The sequence below is a fragment of the Nocardia sp. NBC_01499 genome, from assembly GCF_045040275.1.
Classification (GTDB): domain Bacteria; phylum Actinomycetota; class Actinomycetes; order Mycobacteriales; family Mycobacteriaceae; genus Nocardia.
Map to the genome: position 1 here is coordinate 8290916 of NZ_CP109426.1, position 15905 is coordinate 8306820.

The 15905-nt window shown below is 67.4% G+C and carries 8 protein-coding genes; all 8 read left to right on the forward strand.

The annotated features are described in order from the left end of the window. Positions 1-10: 10 nt before the first annotated feature. The 8 genes from OG203_RS37995 to OG203_RS38030 all read left to right on the forward strand — a co-directional run bounded on the left by OG203_RS37995 (position 11) and on the right by OG203_RS38030 (position 15677). The gene (locus tag OG203_RS37995; RefSeq protein ID WP_405162028.1) at positions 11-6136 is read left to right on the forward strand and encodes a hypothetical protein; all 6126 of its coding nucleotides are present in this window, start codon (positions 11-13) and stop codon (positions 6134-6136) included. Next, complete coding sequence (locus OG203_RS38000; protein ID WP_405162029.1) at positions 6129-8822, forward strand: hypothetical protein; 2694 nt, start codon at positions 6129-6131, stop codon at positions 8820-8822. The genes OG203_RS37995 and OG203_RS38000 overlap by 8 nt, the downstream gene beginning before the upstream one ends. Continuing rightward, complete coding sequence (locus tag OG203_RS38005) at positions 8819-9625, forward strand: ESX secretion-associated protein EspG (RefSeq protein ID WP_405162030.1); 807 nt, start codon at positions 8819-8821, stop codon at positions 9623-9625. The genes OG203_RS38000 and OG203_RS38005 overlap by 4 nt, the downstream gene beginning before the upstream one ends. Positions 9626-9656: 31 nt before the next feature. Then, positions 9657-9965: a hypothetical protein gene (locus OG203_RS38010; RefSeq protein WP_405162031.1), complete on the forward strand. Its 309-nt coding sequence runs from the start codon at positions 9657-9659 to the stop codon at positions 9963-9965. A 77-nt stretch (positions 9966-10042) separates the two neighbouring features. Continuing rightward, positions 10043-11356 (forward strand): hypothetical protein, encoded by a 1314-nt coding sequence (locus OG203_RS38015; RefSeq protein WP_405162032.1) that lies wholly within the window; start codon positions 10043-10045, stop codon positions 11354-11356. A gap of 144 nt (positions 11357-11500) precedes the next feature. Beyond that, entirely contained in the window at positions 11501-14431 is a 2931-nt protein-coding gene (locus OG203_RS38020; protein ID WP_405162033.1) for an AfsR/SARP family transcriptional regulator, read from the forward strand. 116 nt (positions 14432-14547) lie between these two features. Continuing rightward, complete coding sequence (locus OG203_RS38025) at positions 14548-15297, forward strand: SDR family NAD(P)-dependent oxidoreductase (protein ID WP_405162034.1); 750 nt, start codon at positions 14548-14550, stop codon at positions 15295-15297. 11 nt (positions 15298-15308) lie between these two features. Further along, a complete protein-coding gene (locus OG203_RS38030) occupies positions 15309-15677 on the forward strand; it encodes a MerR family transcriptional regulator (RefSeq protein ID WP_405162035.1) in 369 nt (122 codons plus the stop codon). Positions 15678-15905: the final 228 nt, after the last annotated feature.

Here is a 15905-nt window from a genome sequence, read left to right on the forward strand (position 1 = left end):
TCGCGCCGAGATGGGACTGTATCTTCCGCCGGAGCTCCGCTGGCTTGGCTGGGTCGCGGGTGGTGCGTGGCCTGCCGGTGACGAGACCGACGTCTGGCATGTCTCGGACGCCTACAAGGACACCAGCGCGGCGCTGAACAAACTGACCCCGGAGATCGAAGACGTCAAACGCATGGCGATGTCCGCCTATCCCGACGGGCTCGGCGGCGAGAAGATGGGCGCGCTGTTCGATCAGATGATCACCGGCGACCAATCGATGGATTCGCTGGCGAAGTTCATGGAGCAGATCTCCGACGCCGCGTTTGATTTCGGCACGCAGATCGAGGCCGCGAAGCTGATGACGATCGTCTCGCTCATCGCGCTGGCTATCGAAATCGCCTGGGCCTGGGCGTTTCCGCCGACCGCACCGGCCGTCGAGGCGGCCGAGACCGCGGCGACGCGATCGTTTCTGCGCGTGCTGGAATTGCAGTTCCAGGAACGGATTCTGGCGCGGGCGCTGTCGATATTCGGCGAGAAGTTCGCCAACCTCGCCAAGAGTTACGTGCTGAAGATCATCGAGGCGATGTTCATCTCCGGTGGGCTGGACGCGAGCGTGCAGCTCGGGCAGATGGCCGCCGGGCATCGGAAGCATTTCGACGGGAAAGAGTTCGGGGTCTCGGTACTCGCCTCCGCCATCGGTTCGCCGTTCGGCCGCATAGCCGCCGATGGGGTCGGCAAATTCACCGGGAAGATCCTCGGTGACAAGGTCGCCAACCCGTGGGTGCGGACCGGGAACGGCGTGTTCGTCGGCATCGTCTCCAGTCCGGTCGGCGCCGCCTTCGGCGGTCTCGGGGCTGCCGCGGTCACCGGGGACTGGGAGGGGACGTTCCTCAACCCGGTCACCTGGGTCGGCGGTGGGGCGCGCGGCGGGTTGGCCGGCGGTGCCAAGGGATACGTCGGCATTCACGGGTTCAACAACAGGAAGAGCTTCGAGGTTTCCTGGGGGTCGGGCAGCGACGGATCGGCGAAAAGCCCACCGAAGGGCGGGTTTTCGTTCGAACCCGGCAGGGATGGGTCCAACGGATCCAACGGTCCCCGAAACGGATTCGACGGCGATTACAGTTCGACCAGGCCCGAAGGTGCCGGATCGAACGGATCGCGGGGCGGTAACCGCGAGATAACCTTCGACGAGAATGGGTCGCGCGATCGCTCGGGATCGTTTGGGGGCGAGCAGGATAAGGCGATTGTTCCGGCTCGGTCCACCGGATCGAATATGCCGGTCGATCCGCCTCCTCGTGGGACCTCGCACAACGTCGAGGGAAACTCTGGCGAGAACAACTCCGGCGGACAGTCCGGTGGGAACAGTTCCGGTGGGAACAAGGGGGGTGGGAGCAAGGAGTCCGACCAGGTCACGACGAACAGTCAGGACGGTTCGTCGTCCGGCGGTGGGGGAGGCCGAGACGTCAAGTCGCCACCGGTGAATACCGCTGGTGGAGGCAGTAATTCGCAGGACAATGCGCCGCCGCCGCAGTCCAAGGCAGTGACGAACGACGGGCCCGCCGGGAACAATGGTGGGCAACAGGCGCAGAATTCGGGAACGACCCAGTCCGGGGGGCCGTCGCGATCGTCGGCGCCCACCAATTCGGCTGCCGGAGGCGGCAATTCGTCGTCGGCTGGTGGGTCGGACGAACGGTCCGTGAGTACGGCCGGGGGCAGGGATACGCGTCCGGCTCCCGGGGCCGATGGTTCGGCGCAGTTCCAACGCTCGCCATCATCGCAACCGCCCGCAGCCGGTGTGCAGACGCCCGCGCGCTCGACCACGCCCGAACCGAATATCGCCGCAGGCCAGTCGTCGCAGCGTCCGCCGGAGTCGAGTTCGAGCGCGGCGCCGCCGCAGCAGCGTGTGCCGGGGTCGGAGTCGAATTCCGTTGGGTCGCAGTCGCAGTCGCAGCCCCGGCCGTCGGCGTCGAGTTCGAGCACGGCTGACGGGTCGCAGTCGCAGCGTCCGCCGGTGACCGAGTCGAGTTCGAACCCCTCAGGTCGACCGTCGCGCACGTCGGTGCCGGAGTCGAGTTCGAACTCGGGGCAGCCGCCGCAGCGAGTCACCGCGTCGAACACCGGTGGGCAGCCGTCTTCGCAGCGGCCGCCGGTGTCGGAGTCGAATTCTGGTGGGCAGTCGTCGTCGCAGCGGTCGCCGGAGTCGGGTTCGAGCGCGGCGCCGCCGCAGCAGCGTCCGCCGGGTTCGGAGTCGAACTCGGGTGGGCAGCCGTCGTCACAGCGTCCGCCGGAGTCGAGTTCGAGCGCGGCGCCGCCGCAGCAGCGTCCGCCGGGTTCGGAGTCGAACTCGGGTGCGCAGCCGTCTTCGCAGCGGCCGCCGGTGTCGGAGTCGAATTCTGGTGGTCAGCCGTCTTCGCAGCGTCCGCCGGAGTCGGGTTCGAGCGCGGCGCCGTCGCAGCAGCGTCCGCCGGTGTCGGAGTCGAATTCCGGTGGCCCGGCGTCGAGTTCGCGGCCGCCCGCAGGAGATCACGAAGCGTCTGGGCCGCGGCCCGGGCAACGGCTGCTACCGCCGCCCGAGGGGCATCAGCCGCCGCCGCGTGCTTCTGTTCCGCAGGAACAGCATTCGGATCCGAATGGGCAGCACGGGCACGACAACGCTGTGCAGAGCGGTCGCGGCGGTTGGACGTATGAGGGCGACCGTCGGGGGAACCCGAATTGGATTCGCAACGAGCGGGGCGAGGTCCTGGTCACCTCACCCGATGGCACTCGGCATCTGGTGGATCGGGACGGCAATATCACTGTCGGGCGTCCCGGCGATCCGACGGCCGTCCGCATCCGTTCCGATGGATCGGTCGAATTCGTGCCGAACTCCGCCAATCACCCTGCAGCACAACCTGGTTCGCGAAGCAGCGGGCCGGGGCAGGAGCGGGAGTTCGGTTTCGGCAGGCCCGACGGCACCCAGCACACGGTGCTGCCCGACGGCTCGGTGCAGACCAGGTCCCCGGACGGGTCGACGACGACCATTCAGCGAAACGGCGCGACGGATTTCCGCACGCCGTCCGGCGATCGGACGCAGCACGAGCCGGACGGCACCGTCATCCACACCCCGGCCAACGGCCAGACCACGGTCACCACGCCCGACGGCACCACCCATGTCGTGCCGAACGACCGCGCGGGCTGGGAGCGCAATGCCGATGGCACCTTCGTCATCACCTCGCCGGATGGCACCAGGCATGTGATCGGCTCCGACGGGTCCATGGTGGTCGGCCGTCCCGGTGATCCGCAGTCCATCCGGATCGATGCCGATCATTCGATCGGGTTCGTCGGTCCCGACGGGACCGGCGCGGCACCGCGTTCCGAGGGCGGCGCAGGCAAGGGCACCGGTGTGCAATCGCCGACCTTCAACCGGCCGGATCGCGTCTCGCACACGGTGCTGCCGGACGGCTCCGTGCGGACCAAGTCCCCGGATGACTGGACGACGACGGTAAAGCCCAACGGGGCAACGGAATTCACCTCGCCAGGCGGCGAGAAGACGGTCTCGAAGCCGAACGGCACCGTGGTCGAGTCCGGGCCGAACAAGCCCATCGTCATCACCCACGTCGATGAGACCAGGCAGACCGCCGAGCGCAACGGCGCCGTCACGGTCGAGAACCCGGACGGCAGCAGGCACGTGGTGTTCGACTCCTCGGACAACCAGGGCGGCGGGCGAACCAGCCATCCCGACGGCACCGTCGTGCACAGTGATCTGAAGGGCACCTTGGATTTCGGGGTGCGCGATCGGCTCGGTGGCTTCAGCCAGGACGGTCCGCGCAAGGACGGCATCATCCAGATGGACCGCCCCGACGGGACCGGCTTCGAGTCGTCGCCGAAGGGCATCAAGGTGCTCGATCCCGACGGCACCACGTACGAGTCGGGCTCGCGGGGCTCGGTGCGCGTCACCGCGCCGAACGGCAACACCGAATCCCTGCGCGTGACCGAGCCGATCGAGCTGTCCAACGGCGCGCACCTGGAGCGGACCTCCGGCGGCTTCCGCGTCGTCCACCCGGACGGCTCGACCTCCGAAATCAGCCGGCGCGGAGCCACGTTCACCGATGCGGACGGGACGACCCGCCAGACACGTTCGGACGGAACGGCTATCGTCACCGACCCGGACGGGACCGTCCGCGAGATCCGGCCCGACGGCGCCGTGCGGGTCACCGCGCCGGACGGGACCGCCTGGGGGAGTAGGCCGGACGGCACCACCTGGACCGTCGACGGCCGCGGCAAGATACATGTCAACCATCCGGACGGGGCCGACGCGCCGCCGCCGCCCGCCGACCCCAAGGTTCCGTGGGTCGAGGGCAGTGACGAGACATCGAAGACGCGGCCGCGTCGGGTGCCGGAGATCGGTCCGATGCCCGGCGAGTACCACGCGCCGCAGGCGCCGGAGGCCGAGGACTGGATTCCGCCTGGGTACGGCGGCAATGGCAACGGGAATCATTGGGAGCCACCAATTCCCGATCTGTTCGACGACGATCCGGACTACCCGGGCCCGGACGGACCGGACTACTACGACGACACCGATCATTACGGTGACGATCACCGCTATTCGGGCGATGGTGATGGATCCGGGCAGGGTAACGATTCCGGCGGCCAGGGTGGTGGCGGCTCGAGTCATGGTGACGGGCCGGATGGCTTCGGCGGCAACGACTATGGCGATTCCAGCGCTGACGTCGGTGGGTGGAACGGCAGTACCGGTGGTCACTCCGGCGATTCCGGTGATGGTGGCGGGTCGGCGGGGAACGACCGGACGCCTCCTTCGGAAGACCAGCAGTCTCCGACTCCTCAGCAGCCGGACCCCGCGGTGCTGGCGAATATGCTGCAGAACCTGCATGCCGCCGATGGGATGGTGCCGCCGCTGGGTGAGGGCGGGGCGTTCGTGCCGTCGAGCGAGGGCGGCGGGGCCGACGGAACGAATGGGCAGGGCGAGCAGTCGCCGGACTTCTCGAGTCTGTCCGGCTCCGGCGAACGTTCGGCGCAGCTTCCGCCACCGCCGGATCTGTCCGCGCTGCAGGGGATCCTGAATCAATTGGGCGATCCTGGCTCCGGTGATTCGGGAGCGCAGGGGGATCAGTCCGGCGTCGGGGGCAACCCGGTCGCGCCGAACGATCGGTACTCGCAGGGTGGCTCGGGCGCGCCGAATCAGCTGGGCGTCCCCCAATTGCCAGGCGCCGACAACAACTCGGGGGCACCAGAGAACAGCCGCCATCCGGGTGCTCACGGCTCTGAGAACCGCTCGGGTGGCTCGGGTTCCGAACGTCGCGTGGATGGTCCCGGTTCTGAAGGTCGCGTGGGCGGTCCGGGTTCCGAGAACCGTTTGGGTGGTCCTGGTGCCGACGGCCACGTGGGTGATCCGGGTTCCGACGGTCACGCGGGTGGTCCAGGTTCCGAGGGGCGCGTGGATGGTCAGGGTTCTGAGAACCGCTCGGATGGTTCAGGTTCCGAGGATCGCTCGGATGGTCTTGGCGCTGGAGATCACGCGCGCGCCTCGGAAACCGGCGACCACTCGGGCGCACCGGGAGCTGGAGATCAGTCGGGCACACCGGGATCCGGCGACCACGCGGGCGCGCCCGGATCCGGCGACCACTCGAACGCGTCGGGCTCCGGCGATCACGCGGGTGCTGCGGGCTCCGGAGATCATCCAGGTGGTCAGGGCGCTGGCGATCGCCACGGTGCGCCGGGAAGCCAGGACGATCCGTCCAGGTCCGACCACTCGAAAATCCCGGAGCAGCACGGCAACTCGGCGCAGCCGGGTGCGGCCGGGGCCCAACATCCGTCCATGCCGGGGCGTCCGCCCGGGTCGCCGATGCAGGACGGCCAGCAGTCGCCCGGGTCGTCCCCACCCGGTGGGGCGCCCTCGCCCGGGGCCTCGGCGCCCGCGGCGCCGCCCGCCGCCAAAGCGAAACAGAAACCGGCACGCCGGGATCGCAAGAAGAACGACAAGCCACGAAAGACACCTAAACCGATGCTGATGCCTTCGCCACTAGAAGCACCCGAGCGAGCCGGACCCGACGACACCGTCGATGTCCCCTTCGCGCTGGGACCGCTGAACCAGGAATCCGAACCGGACAGCAAGGCGCGATCGACCACGAAGACCACGAGGAGTGACGCAGATGGCTGACGAACCGCAGAAGATCGATGACACGACCAAGAGTGAGGCCAGCGACTGGAAGGATCTGCGTTCGAAGGCGGATAACCATTCGTTGACGGTCAATCCGCTGAAATTCGATCCTAAGGCCGTCGTGCAGGCCGCGCAGCTGTGTCACGACATGATCGCAAAACTGAACTGGTATCAGAACTTCATCAACAGCAACAAAATGGCCGACATGGACAACTGGTCGGACGAGACGGGCGGCATACAGCTCACGCACCGCTTCAACCAAAAGGGTCAGGACGTCCTTTACGCGATGGACACCCTGAAGACGATCATGGAGGACATGGGGGACACGTTCCTCAGCGCGGGTGCGAACTACCTTCGGGCCGAGGGCAAGTCGACCGAGGAATTCGACAAGGTCGGCAGCCTGCAGAATGTGGAGGCCAAGGCGCCGAAGAACGACCCGCCGCAAGACCCGCATCTGTCGAACACCAGCAGCAATCCGGATAAGCCGAAGGCGCCGCCCAGCGCGGATAGCGGCCAGGTGATCAGCGTCGAAGACGGTAGCGGGTGGGGTTGGGATCGATTCCACACCTTCGGTCGCTCGTTGATCGGGCACGACTGGCGGACCTATGAGGCCGGTACCCGATACAACTGGATAGCCGGACAGCTCAGCGGAGACCTCACGGATCTCAATGGCGCGTTGAATCGGGTGACGTCCGAAATGTGGAGCGGCACAGGCGCGGACGAGGCGGGCAAGGCGATGCAACGCTTCACCGATGGCTCGCTCGCCTTCAGCACCAGCCTGACCGATCTCGGCAATGATCTCCTGTACTGCTCGCAGTGGCTGAATTACACCTTCGCGAAGACCCCTGAAGACACGTGGGACGACACGATCGGATCGGCCTGCCAGAAGCGGGGTTGGCTCGGCGATTACCGCGGCCGGTACAAGGACACCTATATGCCCGGTATCGCGGGCGCGGTAGCGGCGATGCCCGCGGTGACCGTGACCGGGAAGGTGGCGCCACCGCCGCCGCCAGGGGATGGCAAAGGCGGCGGGGATGGCAAAGGCGGTGGGAATGGCAATGGGAACGGCAACGGAAACGGGAACGGCAACGGAAATGGCAACGGCAACGGCAACGGCGACGGAAATGGCAACGGCGACAGCAATATCGATAAGAACAGCCCTGAGTACAAGGCTGGTTACAAGGACGGTTACGACCAGGGCCTGAAAGACGGCGGCGGTAAAGGCGACGGCAGCGGCAACGGCGGCAATGGCAATGGCGGTGACGGCAATGGCGGTGACGGCAAAGGCAGCGGTAACGGCGGCGGCAGTGGCAGTGGCGACAGCGGGGGCAGTGGCAACAGCGGCGGTAGCGGTAGCGGCGGCGGTATCGACAAGAACAACCCCAACTACAAGGGCGGCTACCAAGACGGCCACGACAAGGGCCTCGGCGACAGCAAATCCGGGGCGAGCGGCGGTGGTTCGAAGGGCGGTGGTTCGAACGGCGGCGGTGGTTCCAACGGCAGCGGCAGCGGCAGCGGCAGCGGCAGTGGCAGTGGCAGCGGTGGCGGCGACGGATCGGGTTCCGGCCCCGGCCCGAACGCCCAAATACCCGACCTCTCCGGCTACGTCCCCGGCGCTGACGGAAGTCGCAAGACTACGGTCCCGAGCGGCAGTGGCCCCGGCAACAGCGGTTCCAGCGGCCCCGGCAGCGGCAGTTCCGGCAGTGGACCCGGCAACATTCCCATCGGTCCCGGACCAGGCGCCACCAACCCGAGCCAGCCGAAGATTCCCCAGCCGTCAGCGCAGATTCCCACCGGCGGCCCCAATGGCTCCCCGCCGCCCCCGGGATCGCCACAGGATCTGCTGAACAAGCTGCTGCACGGCGAGAATCCGCTGAAGGATCTGAGCCCGGAGGCGCTGCAGAAGGTCGGTGCCGACCTGCTCGGCGGCCTCAGTCCGGATCTGCTGAAGAATATGCGCCCGGAGGATTTGCAGAAGCTCGGCGCCGATTTGCTGCAGCATCTGAGCCCGGAGGATCTGAAGAAGTTCGGGTCCGACATCATGGCCGGCCTCGGCCCAGACGGGTTGAAGAACATCGACCCGGAAACGCTGAAGAACCTGAGTCCGGAGACGCTGCGCGACATAGGGCGGACCCTGACGCAGGCGCCGGGCGGTTCGGATCTGCTCAAGACGCTGACCGACGGACTGAGCGGCATCACCTCGACCATCAGCGACGTGGTCAAGACCGGCACCGAGACGCTGGCCGGTCTGGCGAACAACGGGCTGCTCGGCATCCCCGGCGTCGGCGAGCTGCAGCACATGACGCAGATACCGGGCGACGGCGCGATCCCGAACGATTTCGCGGCGGCCCTCAAGAGCGGTGCGGGGCTCGCCCATGGTGGCGGTGGTCCGGGCCCCGGTCCCGGCGGTGGCGACATACATCCGCCGCTCACCACCCTCACCTCGCAGGCGGAGTCCTCGAAGCTGTTCCCGCGGGCGGCAATTCAGTCCCCTCTCGACGGTCACCAGATGCAGGCGGTGACCGGTTCTTCGGGTGCGCCGATGGGGCCGGGCCCCGGGCCCGGTGGGGCCGCGCAGAGCGCAGGCGGGGAGTACAAGCGACCCAAATATCTGGACTCGGCGAACAATCTGGATAGTGCCCTCGGTCCCGACGTCGAGCGGTCGAAGCCGGTGATCGAGCCGTGACTCAGCAATGGAAGTTCACCGCACTGGAATTCATCGTCCTGTGCGAGCAGTATCGCGAAGGTTCGCTGCCGACGCCGTTCCTGTTCGTCACCGAGGAGGTGGTGATGGCCGACGAGCTGGAGCGGCGCAAGCGCGTGGTGTGGGAGCAGCTGCGGCGTCGGCTCGGCGGCTCGTTCGACGGCGCGATCGAGGTGCTGCGCGCACCCGAACTGTTTGTGCGCGTGCGCAGTTGGGACGAGCAGGACACGAACAACATGGCGAAGATGTACCACCTGCACGCCGCGCGCTCCGGCGCGCTGGCCTACCTCTTCGAGCAGGCGCCGGGCATCCTCACCTACGACGCTCCGGCGTACACCGTCACCGAATGCGATCCGCGCAGGCTCGCCGCTGCCGTGGTCGCCTCGCTGCCGCCGGTGGACGCCGGTCGACTGCCGGATGTTTCGGTGGTGATCGACCCTGCCGAGCACACCGCGCCGGTCACGGGCAGCTACGTCCGGGACTACCGCGAAGACACGCCGGTCTATCACACGCAGCAGTTCTTCCAGCGGCGTGCCGATTGCACCGGATCGATCATCGTGGTGCAGGGCCGGTCGAAGTACGGCCCGCGCGGGATCCACGAGACGAAGCTGATGTGGCGCGACGTGACCGACGACGGGCGGTACGTGATGGCGCTGGACGGGGCGCCGGTGGCCGTCGCCATCGGTCGCAGGCAGCTGACCGAGCGGATCCAGGCCGATATCGACAACCTGCTCGAACGCCTCGAAACGCACTGGGAGACAGGGCGTCCCGAGGACCGGTACTGATCGTTCGAGCACGAGAACACGAGGTGTGGACATGTCAGGAGAACGCAAGGTCCAGGTGGACAGCACGCGATTGCGCGGCGCCGCGGCCAAGATGGAGGAGATCGGCCACAAAACGAAGGACATCATGACGACACTGCGGGACAACCTGCAGAACAAGGGAAATCCGTGGGGTGACGACGACTACGGCAACAAGTTCACCAAGGGAGACAAGGGCTACACCAAGTCCAAGGAGAACCTGCTGACCGGCGGCGACAACATGTCGGATTCGGCGATCAAGTTCAGCACCGGCATGTACGACGCCGCGAACAAGATCGATGGCATGGATTCAACGGCACCGTGATCTCGCCCCCGCCGGGCAATTCGAAAACCCTTGCGTTGGAAGGGATGTCGCAGTAGCGATGAGGAGGACCTGACCAGATGACCGATCCACAACAGAACACCGCGGTGCAAGCCGGTCCCGCGCCGGACGTGGCCTTCCGGCTCGGTGGCATCGGGCCATCGCCTTCGGTCCCGCCGCCACCGCCGGTGGAAGTGGCGGATCCGCCTGCGCCGGAACCGGATTCGGCCGCGGCCGAGCCGACGATCGAAGATCAGGCCGCCGATCTGGCCCGCCGGATCGCCCAAGAGTTGGCGGTCGCCGGTCCGGAGGGCTGGCGTCGGCTGGAGGCGGTTTTCGTGCTCACCGTCGCGGGCGGTGTGCGCACCGCCCGCTACTACGACGAGGCCGACCGGGCGGCCCACGTCGAGCCGACGGAGGCGATCCTGGAACTGGTTCGGTGGCAGCGCGAGGTCTCGGCGCGGCTCGGCGACGGTCCCTGGTGGCGGATGTTGATCCGGTTCGATGTCATCGGCCAGCTGGAAATCGACTACGACTACGGCGACGAGCCGTTCCCCGACGAGCACCTGCTGGTGCCGGAGGCGTATCGGGCCGATCTCGAAACGTTTCCGCGCCAACGGTTGCCGACGTGGCTGGCCGCCTACCTCGGTCACGACAATCGGCAGTGGCGCTCACCCGAGCAGGCCGCGGTGCGGACCCGTGCCGACCGGGAGGCCGGTATCGCGGCGGTGCGGTCGATGGACGACTTCCCGGCACTGCCCGTGCTGTGGGCCCGCTGGGCGACGATCGCGGCGGCCTTCGTTGCCGTCGGCTCGGAGTGGGGTCCGCGTATTCTGCCCGCGCTCGGCGTCTTCGAGGGATCCTCGCGCAGCGGTTCCACGCTCTATGTGTTGCCCGGCGGCCGGGCGGCACTCTCGGGCGGTGTGTGGAACGCACCGGAATTGGACGCGGCCTACAACGACGGCGCCGAGTTCCCCGAGCTGTACGCGGGTGCGCCGGAGTGGGTGGCCAACCAGGTTCTCAATCCGCGTGCCGAGCGCGGGCTGATGTCGTTCTGCTATTGGTGGGAGGGTGATAGCTGGTATCGCGGTGACTCACCGACCGCGGACCGGATCAGCCAGGCGGTGCCCGGCATCTGGACCGCCGAGACCGTGATCGAGGTGCTGTGCGGCGTGCTCAGCAACGATCCGAGTGACGAACTGCGCACCGCCGCGGCAACTCTGGTGGCCGCTGCCGAGGCCGGCGTGGTCACCCGCGATACCCTCGTCGCCCTGTTCAGCGACCCGAACGACGATATCGACAGTGCGCTGTACCAGTTGTCGCTGGCGGGTTTGGCGACAACGGTCCCGGAACAGCCGCGGCGGACGGGAGCTGCCGCGGATTCCTCGGTCTGAATGATCGACTCGCGCAAAGTTCCCGATCGGAAGTAAGCTGCTCGGTGCGCGCCGTTGGGTTGGCCGGGTCGAATGTGAGGGATTTGTTTGGCACCGCAACAGTGCTCGGGTGATGGGGCGGGGCCTGGAGCTCTTCGATTACGTATGTTGGGGACAGTCGAGGTGTGGCTGGGTAGCCAACAGCTCGACATCGCCGCGCCACAGTTGCTTGCGATGCTCGCGATGCTGGCCGCGGAGCCGGGGCGCACCCTGTCGACGACGCAGTTGGCCACCGGTCTGTGGGCCGACCACCCGCCGAAATCGGCGCCAAGTGTGCTGCGCAATCATGTGCTCGCGCTGCGTCGGCAGTTCGAGGCGCACGGCCATGCCGGTGCCGGGACCGAATGGCTCGATTCGACCCGAGGTGGATATCGGCTCGGCTTGCCGGTGGAGTTCGATGTCGTCGACGTCGAGGGGCTGATCGCGGGCGCAGAATCCGATCGACGGTCGGGTGCGATCGACGAGGCGAGCGCGAAACTCGCTGCGGCGCAGCAACTATGGCGCGGCGAGCCGCTGATCGGTCTGTCCGGACCGTGGGCGGAACGGGAGCGGGCGCGCCTTAGCAGGTTGCGCTATGCCCTGCACGAAGTCGCGATGGCCGTCGCGCTCGATCTCGGTCGGCATTCGGCCGCCGTCGCGGAGTTGGAGGCGCTGGTCGCGGCCGAGCCGCACTCCGAGCGGTGGCACGAACTCCTGATGGTCGCGCTGCATCGCAGTGGGCGGCGGGGCGAGGCGCTCGAGGTGTATCGCAACGCGCGCCGGGTGCTCGCCGACGACCTCGGTCTCGATCCCGGTCCGCAGCTGGTTCGATTGCATCAGCAGATCCTCTCGGCCGAGTCGCCGGTCACCGGTGCCACGAACGAAATGCCGCCTGCCGAAACAGATTTCGGCCCCGCGCGGGTTCCGATGCAGCTGCCTCCCGACATCGCCGACTTCGTCGGACGAGAAGACCTGACCTTCGAGCTGGCCGAGATGTTGGACGTGGACTCCGAGCTGCGCCCGGTGATCGCGATCACCGGGCTCGGCGGTGTCGGAAAGACCACGCTCGCAGTGCATCTCGCGCATCGCGTGCGGAAGCGCTATCCGGATGGGGTGTTGTATCTCGATCTCGGTGGCATGGACGAGCATCCGCGATCGGCCGATATGTTGCTCGCGGTCGCGTTGCGCGCGTTCGGTATCGAGCCCGGCGAGCAACCGGCGGACCTGGCGGAGCGAACAGCGCTGTGGTGCAACACCATAGCGAGCAAGCACGTACTGCTGGTGCTCGACAACGCGCGTGACGTCGAGCAGCTCACTCCGTTGCTGCCCGGTACGGGTCCGGCGGGGGTGCTTGTCACCAGTCGTTCGAGTTTGGCGGAATTGTTCGGTGCGCGGCTGGTTCCGCTGGATGTCCTGACCCAGGATGAGGCGTGGACGTTGTTGGAGCGGATGGTGCCCGCGCGGCGGCTGTCGGCCGAACCCGATGCGGCACACGAGATCCTGCGTGCCTGCGGGCACCTGCCCGTCTCGCTGCGCATTGTCGGGGCGCGGCTGTCGAGCCGACCCACCTGGCGGCTCACCGCGGTTGCCGAGCGGCTGGCCGATGAGCGCGGCAGGCTTGCCGAACTCGCGGTCGGCAACACCAGTGTCGAACTCGTATTCCGGCACAGTTACCGTCAACTCGCCCCCGAGCTGGCGCGCGCGTTCGTCCTCATCGCGTTTTCCGACGCACCCGATCTGCCTGTCGCCGCCATCGCCGCCCTGCTCGACCGGGATACGGCCGACGCCGAGCGGCTCTGCGAAACCCTCGTCGACCTGAGCATGTTGCTGACACCGGAACGGGGTCGCTACCGCTATCACGATCTGTTGCGGCTGTTCGCCCGCGAGGTGGCCGATCCGGCGCAACAGCGGGAATGGCCGAGGGCGCTGCGCAGGCTGATCGATTTCTATCTCGCCAGCGCGAAAAACATGGTGGAGCTGCGTGATCCGGGCGTCGGCACCGGTTATTACGCCGCGACCAGCATGCCAGGGCAGCAGTTCACCGATGAACGGCAGTGTGCCGTATGGGCGATGACGGAGCGGTTCGGGATCGTCGCACTGTATCGGCAGGTCGCCGATCTCCCCGATGCCAGAACCCGAACGCTCGCAGTCGATCTCGCGCTGTCCCTCGCGGTGGGTGGTGACGCGGGCGAGCACCTGCCTCAAGTGGCGCAGGTGCTGGAGGCGTTGAGCCGCGCCGCCGAGGACGACGGCGATCAGCGGACGATGGCCAGGGCTCAGCTGGCCGCCGCCGTTGCCCGGCTGGTCGGCATGGCAGATCTCGGCGCGGGGCGCACCCTGCGGCACGCCGGTGCGGTGCTGCGGGAGTTGGGCGATCGGCCCGCCGCCATCATCGCCGAGCAGATGCTCGGCACGGCCATGGCCTACCAGGAGAAGGTGGACGTTGCCGTGGAACACTTTCGGCGGGCCATCGAGCTGGGACGTCAGCACGGTAACCAGTGGAGCGAGGGGATGGGCTGGGGGACGCTCGCTCGCGCTTATTGTGACGCGCGGCGCTGGTCGGAGGCCGTCGCCGCCGCCGAGCAGGCGCTGTTCATCGCGCGACTGGTCGGCAGTCTGCGGCTGGAGTCGATGGCGTTGCACGAGTTGGGATTCGCGACGCTGCACCGTGGTGATCCGGTGCGTGCCAGGGAGTTGTGTGAGCGGGCGGTCGATGTGGCTCGTCGCGATGGTCGTCGGCATCAGGAGGGGTGGGCGCTGGCGCGGTTGGCCGAGGTGGTCCTCTACAGCGGCGACGCCGAGGGGGCGGTGCCGGTCGCCGCGGAAGCGGTGCGGGCGCTCACTGAGGTCTCGGCTACGGTGCGTCGGCTGCGGGCGATGCGGGTGTATCACAGTGCGTTGACCGCTGCTGGTCGTGCCGAGGAGGCCGAAGTGATGCAGTGCAAAATCGCGCAATTGAGTCGTCGTATCGGACTCGCCGGTCCCGAAAGTCCGTCGTCTCGGCGTTCGATCGTCGTCTCGCCATCGGCCGCCCTCGCTTCCTCGCCGTGTGAGTGATTCGTAGCTGTTCCTGCCAAAGGTGTTGTCGGGCAGTGGAAGTCGGTTGTGGGGTTCATGACATGGGGTCGTTGAGACTTGACCTTCACCCCGGGGGCAGGGTTTAGCGTCGCGTCATGAGTGAGTCGACGTTGTTCGCGGGGCGCGCGGTGGTTGTTACCGGTGGTGGAAGTGGAATCGGGCGGGCGGTGGCGCGTCAGTTCGCCGCGGCGGGGGCGGATGTGTTGGTTGTCGGGCGGACCAAGGAGACGCTCGAGGAGACCGCTGCGGGCACCGCCATGCGAATCGAGGTTGCCGATGTCGCCACCACCGACGGGCGAGACGCGATTGTCGAGTCCGCGGTCCGCGAGTTCGGCCGGATCGATGTGCTGGTGAACAATGCGGGGATCACTCGGCCAGCACCCCTCGGCGCGATCGATCCGGACATCGCCGAACAGCAATTCGCCACCAATCTCGTTGGGCCCCTTTTCCTGACGCAATCCGCGATGCCACATGTCGGGCCCGGCGGGGTCGTTGTCAACGTCACCTCGAACTCGCCGCACCAGGGTTGGCCGGGTGCCTCGGTGTACGGCGCGACCAAGGTGGCGATGGATTTTCTGACCAAGACCTGGGCGCTGGAGTTGGCCGAACGAGGCATCCGTGTCGTTTCGGTGGCACCCGGTATCACCGGAACGCCGATCCTGTCGAACGCGGGCCTGACGCCGGAACAACTCGAGTCGGCTCAGCAATACGTGAGCCGCATCCCGCTCGCTCGAATCGCCGACCCGGCCGAGATAGCCTGGTGGATCGTGACCGTGGCCCGCGCCGAAGCCAATTACCTGACCGGCCAGGTGATCCGGGTGGACGGTGGTCTGAGCGCAGGATGAGGTGAAGCGGCGTGCGAATCGGTGATTTGGCGGCGCGGACCGGGGCAACCCGCCGCGCCCTCCGCTACTACGAGGAACACGGCCTGCTGCCCGACAAGCGCACACCCAACGGGTACCGAGAATACGACGAGTGGGCCGTACAACGAGTCCAAAACATCCGCCGCCTGCTCTCGATAGGTTTCACCGCCGAAGAAATCCTCCACTTCGTCCCCTGCCTCGACACAGTGACGCCCCTCGACTCGGTCTGCCCGGCCAGCATCGAAGCCTTTACCCGCAAACTGTCCGCCGTCCAATCCACCCTCGACGAACTAACCGAGACTCGAGATCGTCTCGCCGCTCTCCTGGAGGAGTCGGTGGGCCCACTGCGTGCAGTGGGCTGACTGCATGACGATGTCGGTGAGGGCGGGCTGCGTAGTGCCCCGTACGTGCCCATGCTGTCCCCGAGGCGAGCCAGTGCGCGACCCTCCTGAGCTGTTGCCTGGATGTGCACCGAACTACCCGCCGGGGCAATGGTCTGTGCTGCCCGCGACAGTTCAGCGGCTGCGGCGAACTTCCCGTCGGGCGCAGCCCCACCCCCGCCGCCTCGCGGGCGGTCCGTAGCAGCGAGC

Coding starts and splice junctions, on each gene's coding strand:
- OG203_RS38015 (WP_405162032.1), top strand. CDS start 10,043: ATGACCGATCCACAACAGAACACCGCGGTGCAAGCCGGTCCCGCGCCG.
- OG203_RS38010 (WP_405162031.1), top strand. CDS start 9,657: ATGTCAGGAGAACGCAAGGTCCAGGTGGACAGCACGCGATTGCGCGGC.
- OG203_RS38025 (WP_405162034.1), top strand. CDS start 14,548: ATGAGTGAGTCGACGTTGTTCGCGGGGCGCGCGGTGGTTGTTACCGGT.
- OG203_RS37995 (WP_405162028.1), top strand. CDS start 11: ATGGGACTGTATCTTCCGCCGGAGCTCCGCTGGCTTGGCTGGGTCGCG.
- OG203_RS38020 (WP_405162033.1), top strand. CDS start 11,501: ATGTTGGGGACAGTCGAGGTGTGGCTGGGTAGCCAACAGCTCGACATC.
- OG203_RS38000 (WP_405162029.1), top strand. CDS start 6,129: ATGGCTGACGAACCGCAGAAGATCGATGACACGACCAAGAGTGAGGCC.